This window comes from Halobellus ordinarius, assembly GCF_031823395.1.
In the GTDB taxonomy this organism is placed as follows: Archaea; Halobacteriota; Halobacteria; order Halobacteriales; family Haloferacaceae; genus Haloquadratum; species Haloquadratum ordinarius.
The window spans coordinates 24,879-42,393 of the sequence record NZ_JAVQKJ010000004.1 but is presented as its reverse complement, the minus strand read 5'-3'; the positions used below and the strand labels follow the sequence as shown (position 1 = coordinate 42,393).

Below are 17,515 nucleotides of genomic sequence, written 5' to 3'. Positions count from 1 at the left end.
TAGTCACATCCGATGAGAGACGATCGCGACGACCCGTTCGACGACTTCTTCGACGGCATCGAACGGATGATGGACGAAATGACCGGGAGCGACGCCGCCGGGTTCGCCTCCGAGACCCACGTCGATGTCTACGACGAGGGTGAGACAGTGCGACTTGTCGCCGACCTCCCCGGCGTCGACAAGGACGCGATCGAACTCCAGTGTGACGGCGAGATGCTCACTATCTCCGCCGCCGGTGACCGCCGGGAGTACGACGAGCGCATCCGCCTGCCCGTGCGGGTCGACGAGCACACCGCGGACGCGTCGTTCAACAACGGCGTCCTCCAGGTCTCCTTCGAGAAGGTCGACGACTCCGCGTCGATCGACCTCGAGTAAGGCCGATTTTTCACGACTTCGACTGCTCACCTCACCGCTCAGCAGTCCGACGGATCAGCGACGCGAGCCGGTCCCAAAAGCCCGTCTCGTACTTCTCGTGGTCGATCGTCGGGCGAGCGTTCGTCTCCGAGACGACCGCCCGCTCCCCCGAAACGAGGATGTCGACGCCGAGATAGTCGATCCCGAGCGTCTCGGCGGCCTCGACGGCGAGCGAGCGTAGTTCCGCCGGCACGTCGACCGCCGTCGCCGTCGCACCCCGGTGGACGTTGTGTTTCCATCGCCCCGATTCGCGCGCCGCCGACGGCAGCCGGCGCTCGACACCGCCGACCACCGTCCCGTCGACGACCATCACCCGGTAGTCGCGCGCCTCGGGCAGGAACTCCTGCAGCAGGTACGACCGGTCGCCGGTCGCCCGGTAGTCGTGGACGAGATCCAGGTAATCGACGATGCCGAGAAGCGAGTCGAGGTCAGTCGCCTTCGCAACGCCGACACCCCGGGTCGTGGAGTTGGGTTTGACCACGACTGGAAATCCGATATCGGCAGCGGCAGCGGCGACGTCCTCGTCGCTCGCGGGGTTCGAGACGAACCGCGTCTCCGGGACCCGGACGCCCGCCCGCGCGAGCCCCGCGATGACGCCCGCCTTGTTCCGCGAGGTCACCACGGCGTCGCGGCCGTTCACCCAGGGGATCCGGTGTCGGCCGTCGACGACGCCGCCCTCCATCAGCCGTGACGGGTAGACGAATCCGACGTCGAAGCGGTCGGCGGGCGGCGACGCGAGGTCCACGACCCGCGAGTCCGCCTGCAGGTGCTCGACGGCGATGTCACGATCCGCAAGCGGGTCGCGCATTCGCTCGAACGTCTCCGCAGCCGTCGTTACGGCGAGCCGAAGCATCGGCTGATCGAACGGCGGCAGCCCGCAAAAAGCGAGGGGGTCGCAGCGGCCTGGAGGATCTACGAGACGAGCAGCTTCTCGCCCTTCTCGACGTCGATGCGGCACGGCGGCGACATCTTGTTGTACGCCCGCCGGAGGGCGTCCTTCGCGATGTCGGCGTCCTCGGGGTCACAGTAGATGGTGAACACGCGCTCGCCGTTCTGAACGCGCGCGGCGGTCCCGACAATCTTCCCGAACGCCTGCCGCATCCCGTCGGAGACACGGTCCGCGCCGGCGCCGGTCGCCTGTTTGTTCTCCCGGAGGATCTGGTGGGGGAACTTCCGGAGGACCATCTTGTAGTTCTCCTGGCCGACCTGCTTGAGCATCACGCGGTTGGCGGACAGCCGCGCGGATTCCAGCGAGCCGTGACGGACCTGACACTCCTCTTCGAGTCGGAGGCTGATCTGGACCGGGTAGTCCTGCGGGCCCGTCTGGAGGTTGCCCATATTGTGCTGTGCGATCTTCGAGCCGGGGATCCCTGTGATGTACTCGCGCCGTGTGTAGGACGGCTTCGACAGTTCCCGGTACATCGAGGCGGGTTTGTCGGACATAGTTACTTGTCGAGTACAAGGCCGATTCGCCGTAAAAGCGCTTCGAACTGTCCGCCGGGCTGTCGGCGAGTCGCCTCTCCGCCGAATTCTGGTCGTCCACCACCCCACCGGTGAAACAACTTTGGTCGTCCCGCCCCAGTATCCGACTGTGATCCTGGTCTTCGAAAACGAGGTGGATCCGGAGAGCCGCTTTTTCCTCCCGGAGATCCGTCGCCACCTCGAAGCGGCCGGCGCACGCGTCCGAGTGACCCCCTACGCCGACGAGGGCGGTCGACCCGCGCTCCTCGATGACGCCGACGCGGTCGTTCTCTCGGGAAGCACCGCCGGGGTCTACGAGGCCGACGAGTACCCGTGGATGGACGACCTGCGCGAGGTGGTCGGGGAACTCGTCGCCGAGCGCGTGCCGACGCTTGCGGTCTGCTTCGGCCACCAGATCGTCAACGATACCCTCGGCGGCAGCGTCGAACACCGCGGGTTCCACAAGGGGATCGAGACGGTTCGGCTGGCCGACGATCCGCTGTTCGAGGGCGTCGGCGGGCGCGTCCCGATGATCCACGGCGACTTCGTGACGGAACTCGGCGACCCGATGGAGCGGATCGCGACCGCCGACTACTACGAGGACGTCGGGAGCCGCCACCGCGACGCACCCCTGTGGACCGTCCAGTACCACCCGGAATTCACCGCCGCTCTCCTGCCGCAGATCGAGGCCGACTTCGGGTGGCCAGCAGATTCCGACGCCCGCGACTTCGGGGACGTCTCCGTCGAGCGGACGTTCGCGAACTTCGTTCGACTCGCCGGCGAGGGGTGAGACAGCGCGGTTCCGGTGATGGGTGAGACAGCGCGGTTCCGATGATCCGTCTCACTCCCGGGGAGGCCCGTATCACTCCCCGCCGCCGTCGGCGTCCTCTTCCGGCGGCGCTACCGGGACGAACGCCAGATCTAATTCTTCGAGCAACGATGCCGCCCGGTCGGTCACCGACGGGGCAACGAGGATCCCGCGGACGCCCGAGTCGGGGAACTCAGCGTCGACTGCCTCGACGTACCGCCGCAGTTGGCTCGCGGCCGACGGCCCGACCCGCCGCCGTTTCAGTTCCACGATCACCGGTCGTCCCGCGTCGTCCTCGCCGAACACGTCGACCGGGCCGGCGGCGGTCTCCCGCTCGGTCGCAGTCGGCTCGAACCCCGGTTCGACGAGGCTCGGGTCGTCCAGAATTCGCTGGCGGAGGTCCTCCTCGCTGCCCGTCAGTGTCAGGTCGCTCCGATCCGTGACCTCGTAGGCCGTCACCTGTTCGAGCCGTTCGAAGGCGACGTCGAGCCGTTCGTCGGGCGAGGAGCGTTCGCTCCGGATCCTGAGCCGCCCGTCCCGGACGCTCGCACGGTGGGTACAGCCCGGGGGCTGCCAGTTCACCGGTTCGCGGCTCTCGTCGGTGTGGACGAGCACCGTCCCATCGGGCTTGCAGATCACGAGTCGGTCGCCCGGACCCAGACTCGACGACGCCCGGCCGTCGTACTCGACCGTACATCGCCCGAAGGCGGTCACCATCCGACCGTCGCCGAACGCCCGTTCCAGCAACCCGAGGGCGTCCCGGTGGGCGGGTCGGTGGAGCGTCGTGACTGACATCCGTCTCGTCGGCCGTTGTCGGCGGTCGGATAAAAACCGCGCGCGTCGTCACCGTTTCTTGGATTTGCTGTCGCCACGAAGTGCGCTGCGGGCGACGACGCCTACGATCGCGCCGATCCCGTTGACGGCCGCGTCTGCGACGCTCCCCGAGCGCGCGGCGACGCCGGTCTGCAGCAGTTCGACGGCGCCGCCGGCGGCGGTCGCGACAGCGACGACGAGGATCGCGGTCCGGAGGGTACTTCCCCCGCTTTTTCTCTGTTCCCGGTCGATTCCGTGACTGACGAGCCACGCGAGGACGCCGTAGGCGACGACGTGGGCCAGGGTGTAGCCGTCGATACCGACCGGGACTCCGGTCCCGGTGTCTCCAGCCGCGCTCGCGGTCCCTCCCAGGGCGCTGCCTACTGCTGCGGGATCGACGACCGACGCCAGCACGACGACGACGAGCCACGCGGCGGCCGCGCGGCGGGCGCGCCGCGGTGACCACGGGCCCCGGAATCGGCCGCGTGACATTACCGGAATTCGCTCACCAACCCGTTCAGCATCGCACCCAGGGACTTCCGGAGCGACGGCTTCGTGAGTTCGTCGACCTCCGATCCCGTGAGCTTGAAATCGAACAGCGCGAGGTTCTCCGCGAGGTGCTCTTCGTCGCTCGTCTTCGGAATCACGACGACGTCGCGGTGCTGGGTCGCCCACCGGAGGACGATCTGTGCGGGCGTCCGGTCGTACTCGGCGGCGAGTCGCTGGACGGTGTCATCCTCCAGCGCGATGCCTCGTGCGAGAGGGCTGTACCCGGTGAGAACGAGTCCCTCGTCCTGGCAGTATCCCAGCAACCCGCGTTGCGGCCTGTACGGATGAAACTGAACCTGGTTCGTGACGATGGGGGACGTCGCGGCGTCCCGGGCGCGTTCGAGGAAGACTCGCGGAAAGTTGCTGACGCCGATGTGGTTGACCCGCCCGTCGTCGACGAGTTCGTCCATCGCCCGCATCGTGTCCTCGACCGAGACGATCGGGTTCGGCCAGTGAAGCAACAGGAGGTCGACGTAGGGAGTATCGAGCCGTTCGAGGCTCTCTTTCGTCGAGCGGAGCAGGGCGTCGTAGCCGGCGTTTCGCGGCGAAACCTTCGTCGTCAGAAAGACCGCGTCCCGGTCGACGGCCGCGTCGGCGATCGCGCGCCCGACCTCGGTCTCGTTTTCGTACATCTGCGCGGTGTCGATGTGTCGGTATCCGAGTTCGAGCGCCCGCGAGACCGTCTCGTAACACGATCCGCCCGTGAGCTGCCAGGTCCCGAGTCCCACCTTGGGCACGCGGGCACCGTACGCCTCGGCGTACTCCATCTCGACGTCTCCTTCAGCCATACGGTCCGTTTGGACCCCGCTGCCGAGAACGTGTCGGCGGCGGGCCGGTATGTGCTCGCCGCTGTGGACGTGTCTGTCGTGCTTCCGGCGTTGCGACTCACCGATCAGTTCTCAAAGAGAACACTTCAGAGATCTGCCGGGGTCGAACCGGGCTCGCGTGCCCGGTTCACCGTCAGTCTCCGTTCAGTACGCGGGATCGCCGCGACCCCTTACAGTCGTTCGAGGTTCGTCGCACGCGGACCCTTGTCCGCCTGCTCGATGTCGAACTCGACTTCCTGTCCCTCTTCGAGGTCGGGGCCGCCGATGTCTTCCATGTGGAAGAAGACGTCCTCGTCCGCGTCCTCGGTGGAGATGAAACCGTAACCGCCCGTGTCGTTGAAGAAATCAACCGTGCCGTTTGCCATTGCGCTCGTACCGACGCCCTGCCGGGGGATAACTGTTGTGCGGTACTCGCTACCACGGAACTCCATACTGACTGCGGTCCCTTTTCGCCGGTGCTCGCAACTCTCAGTACCGGCGAGCACCGGTACGAGACTACAACGGTCATCATCAGCCGTCGCGGCCGGTTCCCGTCCGCCATCCTCAGCGTTGCTTTGCGTCTCGCCGCGGCGGTCGCTCACCCGAAGAGCCGCTCGAACAGGGAGCGCTCGTGTGGCCGCTCGGTCAACAGCACGGAGCAGTCGACGTCGTTGATGACGTCGATGTGCAGCGAGTCGGTCAACAGCCGCGAGAGCAGCCCCCGTTCGGTGGCGCCGAGGATCAACAGAGTGTGGTCCGCCGCCGCGCCTTCGATTGCCGCCTCGACTGTACCCGTCTCGACGAGACGTTCGGCGTCGGTGAGGTCGTGATCGAGCGCCCACTCCTCGAGGAACTGCTCGCCCGACTCCCGTTCGGCGTCGCTCCCGACGACGTGGAGGAGCGACACCGCCGAGCCGACAGCCGACTGGAGCAGCTGTACGACCTCGGCGCTCAGGTCCGCGTTCGGGCCGCCGTAGGTGGGCAACAGGATCCGCGAGGCGTCGAAGTCGCGATCCCTGACGACGAGGAAGTCACACGGAAGCTGGTTCGTGAGTTCCGCCAGTGGACGCTCGGCGCGCGCGTCGCTCCACAGGCGGTCCTCCTCCCAGCCCAGCAGGACCAGATCCGACTCCGTCCGCCGGGCGGCGTCGAACACCTCCTCGAACGAACGGTTCGTGACGGTCATCGACGTCTCGAAGTTCACGTCGTAGCCGCGGGCCGTCTGGCGAATCGGAGCCATCAGCCGTTCGGATTCGGCACTGATCCGCTCCCGCTGTCTCCGACTGGGCGCCGACGACCGGTAGCCGGGGGTCTGGACGACGTGGACCGCGTGCACTGTCGCGTCGTCCCGCGCGCTCGCCAGCGTACACGCCACGTCGACGAGATTCGACTCCGTCCGCGGGTTCGCGATCGGGACCATAATGCGGTACTCGTCGCCCCGCGAGAGCGCCCGTTCCGAGGGATCGAGAATCGGGACGTACGACCGGCCGGCGAACCGGCCGAACGCCCACTCCCGTGGCGTCAGCCGCCGCTCGATCCCCGCAAAGCGGGCGGATTCGAGGCGGTCCTCGCTCGTCTGGAAGTAGTTCACGAGCGTGACGAGCGTGATCCCGCCGAGCGTGTTCCCGATGAGCACTGGCAGGACGAACTCAGTCAGGCCGACGACGGCCCCGATCTCGCCGTGGAGCAGGAGATAGAGCGTCTCCGAGAAGGAGACGACGACGTGGAAGAGACCGCCCAGCGGGATCGCCAGGAAGGCCAGGTAGGTCACGACGATGCGGGAGATCGTATCGCGGGAGCTGAACCCGACCCAGACGACGCCCGCGACGATGAGCCCCGCGAAGACCGCCTTGAAGAACAGCGGCCACCAGCCGGTCTCGAAGGCGCCCTTGCGGGAGATCGCGAGCGCCTCCGCCGCGGCGGCCGGGTCGAACACGCCGCCCCACACGAGGACGAGCGTCCCGACTGCGCCGCCGGTGAAGTTGCCGAGGAGGACGATGCTCCAGTGCCTGAGTAGCGTCGGCAGGCTGGCGATCCGCTCTAAGGTCAGCGCGACCGGCGGGAGCGTGTTCTCCGTGTACAGCTGGTAGCCCCCGATGATGATGTAGATGAAACCGAGCGGATACAGGAGCACGCCGAGGATCTTGCTGTCGGTCGCCGCCGACAGCGACGCGTACAGCAGGAAGGTGATGCTGATCGCGAAGCCGGCGGCGATGCCGCTGAAGAAGAGTTCCCGGCCCGAGGAAGTGACCTCCTCGTCGGCCGCGGCGATGATCCGCTGGAACACCTCGTCGGCGGAGAACCGATCCCGGACGGCCTCGCCGACGGCCGGCGCGCCCATCCGCGAGCGCTCGACGGCTTCACGGACCGACTCGTCGAGATCGGCCTTGTCCGGATACGGCTCGCTTTCGCCTCGGTCTCCCGGCTCGGTCCCCTCGTCCCGCTCCGAGTCGTCCATCGGTTAACTCCACCGAGACGGGACGACTTTACTGTGGTGTCTGTGGCAGCCCGCCCGGATCGACCTGCCCGCCGGCTCCGCTCTGTCCAGATCACCAGATACTCCCCTCTCCGCGGCCGAGCACCACCGTGTACCGACGAACCTATCTCGCGGCCGCCTCGGCGGCGATCGCGGCGACAGCGGGCTGCTCGACGCTGACAGGTGGCGGCTCCGGGAGTGACGGGTCAGACGACGAATCCGACGGCGCCGACGTCGAACTCGAAAACACCGACGCGGGCGCGGCAGGAGCCCAGACGCTGCGGGTGCCCGTCGAAGAGTCGCTCGCCGGGGGGACCCTGTCGGTCGTCTCCGCGACGTATCCCCGGGACCGGTTCGTCGTCGACAGCACGAGCCACGACGCCATCACAGTCGGCGTCGACACGGACGACGACGGGAGCCTCGAAGAGGAGTTCGGCGCAGACGCGATCAGCGGCGCCAACAACAACGAGTACTCCTTCGACGTGACCCTGGAGACGGACTACGAACTGACTGAAGGCGACGTTGTCGTTCTCGATTATCCGGCGGTGACGAACCCATCCGAGTCGGGGGAGTACGAGGTGACTGTCACGCTCAACGAGACGCAGGAGACGACCGTGACGCTCGTCGTCGAGTGACGTTCGCCCTGTCGGACTCTACCGTTTTATGAACACCCTCTCTTCTCGGTGAGGCGGCTCTCTCCGAACGCGTGCCCGACAGTATCACTCCTCGGGGTACTTCGGCTCCCGCCGTTCGGCGCGGGAAAGCGCCCGGGCGACGACGTCGCGGACGGAGTCGGAGTCGCCGTCGGGATCTGCCCGGTAGACGTCGCCGTGCCCGGCGTACAGCTCCGAGACGGTCTCGGGCAATCGATCCAGCAGCGTGTCGAGACTCTCGATGAGCCGTTCTCTGGACTGACCCGTGTAGTCCGTCCGGCCGAAACTCCCGTCGTCGAACGCGCCGTCGTTGTAGACGACGACGTCGCCGCTGAACACGCGCGTCTCGCCGACGAAGGAGACGTGGTCCTCGGCGTGGCCGGGCGTGTAGACCACCTCGTAGGACTCGCCGGCAATCTCGACTGTCTCGCCGTCGGCGAGGCCGCCGGTTCGGCGCGGGTGGTCGCCGTAGGCGTACAGGTCGGCGTCGAAACGATCGAGGACGGCGTCGAGTTCGCCGACGTGATCGCCGTGCTGGTGGGTGAGATAGACCGCTTCCAGGTCCTCGACGTGCTCTGCGACGACGTCCTCGACGCCCGGCATCGTGCCGGCGTCGACGAGCGCCGGGGGACTGCCGGCCAGCAGGTACGCGTTACAGGTGAACTCCGTTGCACCCTCCGTGACAGTGTGAATCTCCATAGCGGGTCCGACGCCGGCGGCGACGAAAAAGCCTCGGCCGTCGGCAGCGACGAGATGGTCTCGGCCGTCGGCAGCGACGAGATGGTCTCGACCGCGGTAGCAACAGAACCCCTCGGTCGACAGCGGCAACGACCTCACGCCCCCGTGCATTTTTATCGTTTGCTGTATTACCTTACTATGTATGGGATTTGGGAGCTACGATGAGTCCGAACAGGAGAACCAGGACTTCGACACCGATCTCGAAGACGACGACGGGGTCGCGACCTCCCAGACGGACCACAAGGGGGACGTCGAATTCGAGATCGGCGCGTCGAACGACGAACTTCTCGATCGACTGAAAGACATCAAAGAGGAGTGATACTGATCACTCTCGTCTCTTCCCGCCGAGCGCCGCTAACGGAGGTCGCGCTCGGCGGGAAACAGTGAGAGTAAGCAGTATGAGGCCGCGGAGCGGTGCGTTCGGAACTGCGGAGCGAAACTACACACGGACTTAACCGGTGGTGAAACCCGGAACACGGGCGCTCGGGATTGCTGAGTCGACCAACGAGGAGAGCGGTCAGTGTCTCTTCTGCGGCGCTGTCGTCCGCGCGGACCGCGCAGCCGACGGCTTCGCCTTCGCGACTGCGACCGTCGGCGCCCTCGACGCCACCGACGCCGTCTGTCGGCTCCTCGATCGACTCGACCGGGCGGACGTCCAGTACCTACTCGTCTCCGGCATCGCCCCGGCGTGGTTCAATATGCTCGACCTGTCCCGAATCGCCGAGTACGCCGACCGCCCCGTCATTTCGGTCTCCTACGAGGAGAGCCCCGGGCTGGAGGACGGCTTGCGGGAAGCCTTCGACGGCGAAGCGCTCGATACTCGCCTCGCCCTCTACGAGCGGCTCCCGCCGCGGCGACGGCTCAGCGTGAACGACGAGACGCTGTTCGTCCGAAGTGTCCTTCCCGGCGACGACCGGGAGATGGCGCGCGAGGAGGCCGCGCGGGTCGTTCGGGCCTACACCCCGACCGGCGGCCGTCCCGAACCCCTTCGGGTGGCTCGACTCGCGGCCCGTGGCGCCCGGGCGTGGGACCGCGACCGCAGCACCGGCGACGACAGCACCAGCGCCGGCGATGGCGGCACCGGCGCCGGCGCCGACGATACGGCCGTCGACGACGCGGACCGTCACGGGTAAGTCGCGCCCGTCCGCCTCTCCGATATGACCGCAGAGGACGACGGCGTCGGCGACGGCCCGGTGTCGGGCACGTCGCGATCGGGAGACGACGCTGCGGACGACAACGCGATGGACGACGCCACGGACGCTGCCACTAGGGATGACGCCACGGCCGACGATGCGATGGACGGACTGGCAGTGACGGCCTGCGAGCGCTGTCCGGACCTCGTCGACTCCCGCTCGCAGATCGTCAACGGGGTCGGTCCGGCGGACGCCGAGTTGGTCTTTCTGGGCGAGGCCCCCGGTAAAAACGAGGACGAGGAGGGCGAACCGTTCGTGGGCCGTTCCGGGAGCATCCTCGACGACGCGCTCCGCGATGCGGGGCTCGCCCGCGCGGACGTCCGAATTACGAACTGCGTTCGCTGTCGACCCCCGGAGAACCGCGATCCGACGACCGCGGAACTCGGGAACTGTCGGGGGTACCTCACACAGGAACTCGCCGCGATCGACCCCGAACTCGTCGTGACGCTCGGGAAGGTCCCCTCCGAGCACCTGCTGGAGCGGTCGGTCGCGGTGACGAAGGAGGCGGGCGACGTCGTCGACGTCCGACTCGGCGGCGAGCCGTTTCGCGCGCTCGTCTCCGTCCATCCGGCGGCGACGCTGTACGACGGCAGCCAGCGGGAGACTTTCTTCGAGACGATCGTTCGGGCGGCCGAGATCGCGGGGCTCGGCGAGAGCGACGGCGGGCAGTCGAGCCTCGGCGAGTTCTGACCCACGATGTCGCCACCGAGTCCCGTCGCGGTCCCGGCTGGGGCGACGCCCGACAGTGTCGGAAACGACTTGACCCGCCGTCACGAAGCGATCGTATGAGCGCTCAGACGGTAGCGGACGTCGTCCTCGTCGACTACGGCCTCGGGAACCTCCGGAGCGCCCAGCGCGGCCTCGAACGTGCGGGCGCGTCGGTCTCGATCACCGACGACCCGGCCGACTTCGCGGCCGCCGACGGCATCGTCCTCCCGGGTGTCGGCGCGTTTAGCGAGGGGATGGAGAACGCCGGCCCGTTCCGGCAGCCCCTCGCCGACGCGGCCGACCGCGGCCAGCCGATCTTCGGGATCTGCCTCGGGATGCAGATGCTCCTCACGACGAGCGAGGAGGCCGACCACGCGGGGCAGGGCGAGGTCGAGGGCCTCGACTTCGTGCCCGGCACCAACGTACGGTTCGAGACCGACCTGAAGGTGCCCCATATGGGCTGGAACGAGCTCAACGTCGAACGCGAACACCCGATTGTCGAGGGCGTCGACGGGGAGTACGCGTACTTCGTCCACTCGTACTACGCCGATCCCGAGGATTCGGACGCGGTCGTCGCCTCGACCGACTACGGCGTCCGCTTCCCGGCGGTCGTCGCAAACGAGGACGGCACGATCTTCGGGACGCAGTTCCACCCGGAGAAATCGGGCGAGACCGGGTTGCGGATCCTCCGGAACTTCGTCGAGTACTGCGCCGATCGGTGAGTGCGAGCGGGGGGCGCCGTCATACTGAGTACTCTCGTCGCTTCCTGCCGAGCGCAACCTCCGTTGAGGGCCCTCGGCGGGAACAGTGAGAGTGCTCAGTATCAGTACTCTCTGACGTCCTCGAAACGGCCGTCGTAGGCGACGTGTCCCGGGTGCGTCGGCTCGGTCCCGGACAGGAACAGGCGGTCGATCTTCTTCCAGGAGTTCTCGTAGCCGAGGTGGGCGAACTCGGCGACGGCGCGAGCGACGTGGCGTGCACCCTGGCGGCGTAGCACCCGTCGCGGCGTCCCTGCGTTGAACGCTTCGACGAGATCGGATTCGCTGCCGATCTCGCGGTCGAACGTCGTCCACACTTCGCCCACGCTCCCGAGGAGATGCGCGTACGACGAGCCGAATCCGGGAAGGCCCGCCTCGTCAGCGAGTTCGCGGGCGCGGCGGTTCTGTTGCGGATACGTCTTGAAATTGTGCGTCTCGATGGCGTCGATCCGCTCTACGTTCGCCCGGATGGTCTCCCGGTTCAGGCTCACGTTCAGAAACCCCGGGTGCGGGACGAGGACGGCGGCGTCCTGGCGCTCGAACTCCGCGAGGGCTCCCGCCAGGCTGATGAAGTCCGGGACCGGCTCGGAGAGGCCGATCGCCAGTACGTGCTGACGGTTCCGCCAGCTCCCGGTGAACACCTCACGGGCGGGGACGACGAGCAGGTCCTCGTCCGAGAAGCGCTCTGCGCGCCTGCGGATCTCCGACAGTCGCGTAAAATGCGGCGCGTACACCAGCGCGTCGAGGCCGCGGGCCTTCGCTCGGGCGACGACGCGCTCGTTCAGGAGTTTCACGTGCGGATCGACGCGGGTTGCATCCACCGGATCCGGTCCGGCCCGCGTCGATGTCGCCGCGTCCGAGCGACCGGCCGATGCCGCCACGGCCGTCTCGTCGGTGGACGTCGTCCCCGATTCGGACGCGGCCGTGTCGGTCACGTAGGTCGGTCCGAACGGCCCCGGGTTAGTGGTTTCTATTTCCCCGTGCCTGCGGAACCGTTTTGTCACCGCTGTCCGTCCGTTCGGGTATGTCCCTGTGGAAGTGCGGCATCGACGGCTGCGAGCAGCGCTTCGAGGAGGCCGAGGCCGCGGTCATCCACCAGACGGTCGACCACGACCGCCACGAGTGCACGGTCTGCGGCAGCGTGGTCCCCGACGGGTACTTCGCGATCCGTCACGCCTTCGAGGAGCACTCCCGCGCGGAGTACGTCCGCGCCTACGACGCCGACTCCTCGGCCGTCCGCGTCCGCGAGGAGATCAAGGCCGCCATCGAGGACGAGGCCGACCTCCACTCGGTGGTCGAGGAACTCAAGCGCCGCGACGCGCTGTGAGGCTGCCGGTCATCGGTGATCTCCGCTGTACCTCTCGATAAAACCCGTTCCGTTGCCGAGCGAGAGCGCCCACGCCGCACGGACTGTGTGTTCGGACCGCAAAAACGTCACTACTGTCTCCCGCCGCGACAGCGGGACTACCGCTCGTCGCTGTCGAGGACGCGAATCTGGTCGCCGCGGACGGTGACCGGAATCGGCACCGTCGCCTCGTAGAGTTCGACGGTCACCTGGTCTTTCGTCTCGTCGATCCGCTGGACGCGGGCCTTCTCGCCTTTGAACGGCCCGGCGATCAGTTCGACGATGTCGCCCTCGGCGATGCCCTCCACGTCCGGCGTCGGCGAGAGGAAGTGTTCGACCTCCGCCATCGAGGAGCGGCCCGCCTGGTCGCCGCTCTTGACGAGGCCGCGGGCGTGCGGGATCTCCTCTAAGGCCCGGGTGATCGCGGCGTCGTTGTCGGCCTCGACCATCACGTAACTCGTCAGCGAGTCGGGGGCCAACACCGCGTGGATCTCTTCGGCCTCGCGGTTCGCGATCATGTCGGCGACGGTTCGCTCCTGGCTGGCGGTGGTCTTCACCGAGAAGATCGGCACTTCAGACACCCCCCGGGAGGAAGCTCATCACCGCGTAGATGAGAAAGCCGAGGAACCCAACGAGAAAGATGCCGGCGCCGGCGATGAGGCTGACCTGTGAGAACTCCTCCCACGAGGGCGTGCTCGCCTTCTTCAGCACCGCCACGTAGCTGGCCAGATCGTACTTGACGTCCATCGTTGTTGAGCGATAGGACGCCGGGCTTTTTCTATCTATTGATAGCGCTACCGGTGGATGCGGTGACCCGACACGGGGGAGCCACAGGTCCGGAAGGGACGGACCTGACGGCGAACGCGACTTGGAACTCTCGGTGAGAAAGGCTGAATCAAGACGGCAACGGCCGGGAACGGAGGGATCGGTGCGCTATTCGACGTAGTCGATCTCGGCGCCGCCCTGTCCCTGCGGCGGGGCCTGCGGTTCCGGCTGGGGTTCCTCGTCGCTTCGGCCGTAGATCTGCGGGGATTCGACGCCCGTGACGACGATCATCGTTCGCATCGTGCCGTCGATCTCCTCGTCGACGGAGGTCCCCCAGATGATCCGCGCGTCGGGGTCGATCCGGTCGTAGATCTCCTCGACGACGCCCTCGGCCTCCTCGATGCTCATGTCCGACCCGCCCGTGACGTTCACGAGCGCGGAGTTCGCCCCGGAGATGTCGACGTCGAGCAGCGGCGAGCGCAACGCGCTCTTGACGGAATCTTGGGCCTTCGACTCCGAATCCGACTCGCCGAGGCCGATCATCGCGACGCCGCCCCGCTCCATCACCGTCTTCACGTCGGCGAAGTCGAGGTTGACCAGGCCGGGCTTGGTGATGAGTTCGGTGATTCCTTTCACCGAGCGCATCAGTACCTCGTCGGACACCTTGAACGCCTGCCGGACCGGGAGCTTGCCCACCGCGTCGAGCAGCCGGTCGTTCGGGACCACGATCACCGTGTCGGCGACGTCGCGGAGGCGTTCGAGGCCCGCCTCGGCGTTCGTCCGCCGCACCTCGCCCTCGGCGGTGAACGGCGTCGTGACGATGGCGATCGTGAGCGCGCCGACCTCACGAGCCGCCTTCGCGACGACCGGGGCAGAGCCGGTGCCGGTTCCGCCGCCGAGTCCCGCCGTGACGAAGACCATATCGGAGCCGTCGATGGCGCCGTAGATCTCCTCTTGTGATTCCAGGGCGGCTTCCTCACCGACCTGCGGCAGCGACCCGGCCCCGCGGCCCTGCGTCTTCTGCTCGCCCATCAGGATCTTGGTGTCGGCTTCGATCTCCACGAGGTGCTGGACGTCGGTGTTGGCGGCGACGAGCGTCGCCCCCTCGATGCCCTCCTCGTGCATTCGGTTGACGGTGTTGCCGCCGGCGCCGCCGCAGCCGACGACGGTGATGTCCGTCTGTAAGTCGACGAGAACTTCCTGCAGTTCCTCGTCGGTCATCGTTCCCGTCGGGGGCGCGTCCCCGTCTTCGGGCCCGTCGACGGCGTTCCCATCCCCCGTCTCCTCGGCCTCGTCAATCGCGTCGTCGACGATGGAGTCCATTGTCTGGGGACTCCTACCGGACACAGCCTCATTATCTTTCCCCCTTTCGTCTGACGCGCGTCTGACGCTGAGGCGGGTGTTTTCGGCCGATTCAGCGAAATCGGTCGATCCGGATTCACTCACGAACCGATCCCGAGTTCTCAGAGCTGAGATCGGTTTTGCGCTCAGACCGGGAATCGGACCGTCTCCTCCACCCGAACCTCCTCGGGCGTGACCGTCCGCCCGCCGATCTCGACTGCCTCGCCCCCGGCAAGCCGGCCGAAGGCTGGCCCCTCGGGGACGCCCGCTTCGGCCGCCGCCGCCGGATCGAACGTCTCGCGGGTCGCGACGACCGCTTCAGGCTCGCAGACGACGTCGTCGTACTTTCTCGCCAGTACGTCCGCGAGCGCGTCGACGACCCCATCCAGCGCCGCGGCGTCGGTCACGGCGGCGCGGCCGCGGGGTTTCGTCCCGCCTTCGACGGTCTCGAACGCGAGCACTCGATCACGCAGCACCGCTAGCGTCGCCTCCTGGTCGATCCCCGACGCCTCCGCGAGGAGGTCCGCCGGCAGCGAGACGACCTCGAATTCGTCGAGGGCGTCGGCTCCCGCCCCTTCCGCCGGCGTACCGAACCGAAGCCCGTCGTCGACGGGCCCGAGCGCGTCTTCGAGTGCAGCGACGAGTGCGAGGTCCACGCCGCTCGTGGCTCGCAGGAACGTCTCGTCGACGACCCGGTGGCCGAGGTCGTCGATGACGGCCGCCAGTTCGGGATCGTCGCCGACAAGGAGCGCCCGCGACGCGGCGGACTGCTCGAACGCTCGGTCGATCAGGTCCGCGTTGGCTTCGGGGGCGCCCATCGCTCCCAGCACCCAGTGGGCGGCGACGTGACCGACGCGCCAGTCGGTCTCGCGGACGATCCGCTCGAACTCCGGCGCGTAGTGGCCGCCGCCGAAGCCGACGACGTGCCTGCGTGCCTCCGGAGCATCCGGAGCGATCGCGTCTCGCCCATCTCCATCCGCACCTGCGTCGGGGCCGATCCCCGAGAGTTCCAGCACCGACTGCGCGACGGCACAAGCGCCGGCGGGGTCGTTCCACTCGGACTCGCTGCTCCCGAGTTCGACGAAAAGCGAGGGCGCGCCGACGTCGCTCGGGCCGTGGTGGGTGCACTCGACGCCGACGTCGTAGCGATCCGGCGCGTGGCGGTCGAACGCCGCGACGACCGCCCGCTGAACGTTGGGACACGTCCGGGCGAGTTCGCCCGGTTTGCCGCCGTACTCCGCCGGCCCGAAGTTCCCGGTGAAGTGCGCCGTCAAAAGCGGGCCGGTGTCGCCCGCGTGCCGCGAGAGGAACGCGACGAACGCGGGCGGTTCGGAGAACTCCGCGGCGACGCCGTCGAGTTCGAGGTGCCACCCCTCGAAGCTCCGGAGCTCGAAGTCGCCGTGCCGGTAGTGCGTCTCGGCGTCCCTGCCGGTCGGATCCGTCCGCTCGTCCCACGCGACGAGCGACCGGAGTTGTTCTCCGATGGCGACCGAGGCGGCGTCCGCCCGACTCACGACCAGTCCGATCACGGGGAGGAGTGGTCGCCCCTCGGTATAAAAACTCTCGGAGCGGATCGGGGGGATTGTCCCGGCCCGCGGAGATCGTCCCTGCGACGGTCTACGTCTCGCCGGGTGCCAGCCCGGGCACGATCCGAGAGGGGTTCGCGGAGAAGGCCCGCCGCATCGCGTCTTCCGAGACGTCGAGGGTGAGGATCTCCATCACGCCGACGCTGGGGTGGATCTCGGGGGCGCCGCTGCCGAAGAGCACGCGGTCGGGGTGTTCCAAGAGCGCGCGTTCGAGGACGTCCCGGAACCGGACGCTTCGGGTGTCGAGATACAGCTGGTCGTACTGCCCCAGCAGATCCATCGCATCCATCATCAGGTCACGATCCAGCGGATACCCGCCGAACCCGCCGAGGACGATCGGGAGATCCCGATCGAGGAGCGTCTCGGCGGCGGCCGAGGGCGGGAACGACTGGCCGCCGTTGACGACGAGCGGGAGGCCGACGTCCTCCAGGCGGTCCAGGGTTTCCTCGTCGGGGAGGCCGTCTTCGGCCGGCGCGAGCGTGAAGCCGTGGAATCGGTCGTCGTACGCGTACTGCTCGATGTCGTCGGGACTGGCGTGGTGCTGCTCGCGCGAGGCGGCGAGGTTCCGCAGTCGGGCCGACGCACGGGAGCTCGGGTCGCGGGGGCCGTCGACCCGCGCGAACGCCAGAAACGGGCGGTCGACGCTGAGACGGGCAACGGCGTTGTTAGCCTGCAGATAGCCTTGGCCGGCAGGGGCGCTACCGGACGACGGCGAGACGACCGCCCTGACGACGCCCGCCTGGTGGAGTTCCCGTTCGAGCGCCTCGGGCGTCGTCTCCCGTCCCCGGGTCGCGACCTCCTCCTCGTCGCCCGGTTCCAGGCGCGCGTGGAGGTCGACGACCCTGAACCCGTGGTTCAGTTCGAGCATCGTCGAACACTGTCGTGGCGATCCAAATAGTAGTAGCGCTTGTCGGAGGGATATTGCCCCCGCCGCCGCCGGCGCTACGTCGGCGGCCATATTTCCCATACAGAAGCTGGTAGTATCCGGAAATTTCGGCGGTATAGCCGCAGATTATGCAGGAGTAGAAACCGGAATTATGGCTATAGAGGCGCTCTTTCGGCCGTTAAACCCGAAATATATTTATAGAATCGCTGGCTTAT

General features: G+C 67.5%; 22 protein-coding genes. 8 read left to right on the top strand and 14 right to left on the bottom strand.

Features of this window, described 5'->3' with window-relative positions; all coding sequences use genetic code 11:
* Positions 1-12 precede the first annotated feature (12 nt).
* A complete protein-coding gene (locus RJT48_RS06270; RefSeq protein WP_311171397.1) occupies positions 13-375 on the top strand; it encodes an Hsp20/alpha crystallin family protein in 363 nt (120 codons plus the stop codon).
* A 31-nt stretch (positions 376-406) separates the two neighbouring features.
* Here RJT48_RS06270 and RJT48_RS06265 read toward each other — a convergent pair whose 3' ends face one another.
* Both RJT48_RS06265 and RJT48_RS06260 read right to left on the bottom strand, forming a co-directional pair.
* A complete protein-coding gene (locus tag RJT48_RS06265) occupies positions 407-1,267 on the bottom strand; it encodes an ATP-grasp domain-containing protein (protein WP_311171396.1) in 861 nt (286 codons plus the stop codon).
* 59 nt (positions 1,268-1,326) lie between these two features.
* A complete protein-coding gene (locus RJT48_RS06260; RefSeq protein WP_311171395.1) occupies positions 1,327-1,857 on the bottom strand; it encodes a 50S ribosomal protein L16 in 531 nt (176 codons plus the stop codon).
* A gap of 148 nt (positions 1,858-2,005) precedes the next feature.
* On the opposite strand from RJT48_RS06260, the gene RJT48_RS06255 reads away from it, so the two are divergent.
* Positions 2,006-2,665, top strand: a complete 660-nt coding sequence (locus RJT48_RS06255; RefSeq protein WP_311171394.1) for a type 1 glutamine amidotransferase — start codon at positions 2,006-2,008, stop codon at positions 2,663-2,665.
* Positions 2,666-2,737: 72 nt separating this feature from the next.
* Here RJT48_RS06255 and nucS read toward each other — a convergent pair whose 3' ends face one another.
* From nucS to RJT48_RS06230, 5 genes are all read right to left on the bottom strand, one after another.
* The gene (gene nucS / locus RJT48_RS06250; RefSeq protein ID WP_311171393.1) at positions 2,738-3,478 is read right to left on the bottom strand and encodes an endonuclease NucS; all 741 of its coding nucleotides are present in this window, start codon (positions 3,476-3,478) and stop codon (positions 2,738-2,740) included.
* A 48-nt stretch (positions 3,479-3,526) separates the two neighbouring features.
* Entirely contained in the window at positions 3,527-3,988 is a 462-nt protein-coding gene (locus RJT48_RS06245; protein ID WP_311171392.1) for a VanZ family protein, read from the bottom strand.
* A complete protein-coding gene (locus tag RJT48_RS06240; RefSeq protein ID WP_425604706.1) occupies positions 3,988-4,812 on the bottom strand; it encodes an aldo/keto reductase in 825 nt (274 codons plus the stop codon). Before RJT48_RS06240 ends, RJT48_RS06245 begins: the two co-directional genes overlap by 1 nt.
* Before the next feature lie 230 nt (positions 4,813-5,042).
* Positions 5,043-5,237 carry a cold-shock protein gene (locus RJT48_RS06235; RefSeq protein ID WP_311171390.1) on the bottom strand — a complete coding sequence of 65 codons (195 nt, stop codon included), beginning with the start codon at positions 5,235-5,237 and terminating at the stop codon, positions 5,043-5,045.
* A 212-nt stretch (positions 5,238-5,449) separates the two neighbouring features.
* On the bottom strand, positions 5,450-7,309 hold the full coding sequence (locus RJT48_RS06230; RefSeq protein ID WP_425604705.1) for a formate/nitrite transporter family protein: 1,860 nt from the start codon (positions 7,307-7,309) through the stop codon (positions 5,450-5,452).
* Between the two features lie 128 nt (positions 7,310-7,437).
* Here RJT48_RS06230 and RJT48_RS06225 point away from each other — a divergent pair, with 128 nt between their 5' ends.
* The gene (locus tag RJT48_RS06225; RefSeq protein ID WP_311171389.1) at positions 7,438-7,962 is read left to right on the top strand and encodes a hypothetical protein; all 525 of its coding nucleotides are present in this window, start codon (positions 7,438-7,440) and stop codon (positions 7,960-7,962) included.
* Positions 7,963-8,046: 84 nt separating this feature from the next.
* Here RJT48_RS06225 and RJT48_RS06220 read toward each other — a convergent pair whose 3' ends face one another.
* A complete protein-coding gene (locus RJT48_RS06220; protein WP_311171456.1) occupies positions 8,047-8,679 on the bottom strand; it encodes an MBL fold metallo-hydrolase in 633 nt (210 codons plus the stop codon).
* Between the two features lie 181 nt (positions 8,680-8,860).
* Here RJT48_RS06220 and RJT48_RS06215 point away from each other — a divergent pair, with 181 nt between their 5' ends.
* From RJT48_RS06215 to hisH, 4 genes are all read left to right on the top strand, one after another.
* Positions 8,861-9,037, top strand: a complete 177-nt coding sequence (locus tag RJT48_RS06215) for a DUF5786 family protein (RefSeq protein ID WP_311171388.1) — start codon at positions 8,861-8,863, stop codon at positions 9,035-9,037.
* A 142-nt stretch (positions 9,038-9,179) separates the two neighbouring features.
* Positions 9,180-9,851 (top strand): endonuclease dU, encoded by a 672-nt coding sequence (locus RJT48_RS06210; RefSeq protein ID WP_311171387.1) that lies wholly within the window; start codon positions 9,180-9,182, stop codon positions 9,849-9,851.
* A 162-nt stretch (positions 9,852-10,013) separates the two neighbouring features.
* On the top strand, positions 10,014-10,601 hold the full coding sequence (locus RJT48_RS06205) for a uracil-DNA glycosylase (protein WP_311171455.1): 588 nt from the start codon (positions 10,014-10,016) through the stop codon (positions 10,599-10,601).
* A gap of 95 nt (positions 10,602-10,696) precedes the next feature.
* Positions 10,697-11,341 (top strand): imidazole glycerol phosphate synthase subunit HisH, encoded by a 645-nt coding sequence (gene hisH / locus RJT48_RS06200; protein ID WP_311171386.1) that lies wholly within the window; start codon positions 10,697-10,699, stop codon positions 11,339-11,341.
* Between the two features lie 101 nt (positions 11,342-11,442).
* On the opposite strand, the gene RJT48_RS06195 is transcribed toward hisH, so the two are convergent.
* Positions 11,443-12,198, bottom strand: a complete 756-nt coding sequence (locus RJT48_RS06195) for a PHP-associated domain-containing protein (protein WP_311171454.1) — start codon at positions 12,196-12,198, stop codon at positions 11,443-11,445.
* Between the two features lie 203 nt (positions 12,199-12,401).
* Between RJT48_RS06195 and RJT48_RS06190 the strand changes: the two genes are divergently transcribed.
* Positions 12,402-12,704, top strand: coding sequence for a DUF7565 family protein (locus RJT48_RS06190; protein WP_311171385.1), 303 nt, complete (start codon positions 12,402-12,404; stop codon positions 12,702-12,704).
* A 137-nt stretch (positions 12,705-12,841) separates the two neighbouring features.
* Here RJT48_RS06190 and RJT48_RS06185 read toward each other — a convergent pair whose 3' ends face one another.
* The 5 genes from RJT48_RS06185 to RJT48_RS06165 form a co-directional block, all read right to left on the bottom strand.
* A complete protein-coding gene (locus RJT48_RS06185; protein WP_311171453.1) occupies positions 12,842-13,294 on the bottom strand; it encodes a transcription elongation factor Spt5 in 453 nt (150 codons plus the stop codon).
* Position 13,295: 1 nt separating this feature from the next.
* Positions 13,296-13,469: a protein translocase SEC61 complex subunit gamma gene (locus tag RJT48_RS06180; protein ID WP_311171384.1), complete on the bottom strand. Its 174-nt coding sequence runs from the start codon at positions 13,467-13,469 to the stop codon at positions 13,296-13,298.
* A 186-nt stretch (positions 13,470-13,655) separates the two neighbouring features.
* Positions 13,656-14,810 carry a cell division protein FtsZ gene (gene ftsZ, locus RJT48_RS06175; protein WP_311171383.1) on the bottom strand — a complete coding sequence of 385 codons (1,155 nt, stop codon included), beginning with the start codon at positions 14,808-14,810 and terminating at the stop codon, positions 13,656-13,658.
* A gap of 164 nt (positions 14,811-14,974) precedes the next feature.
* On the bottom strand, positions 14,975-16,357 hold the full coding sequence (locus RJT48_RS06170; RefSeq protein ID WP_311171381.1) for a D-aminoacyl-tRNA deacylase: 1,383 nt from the start codon (positions 16,355-16,357) through the stop codon (positions 14,975-14,977).
* Positions 16,358-16,445: 88 nt separating this feature from the next.
* Entirely contained in the window at positions 16,446-17,282 is an 837-nt protein-coding gene (locus tag RJT48_RS06165) for an amidohydrolase family protein (protein WP_311171380.1), read from the bottom strand.
* Positions 17,283-17,515: the final 233 nt, after the last annotated feature.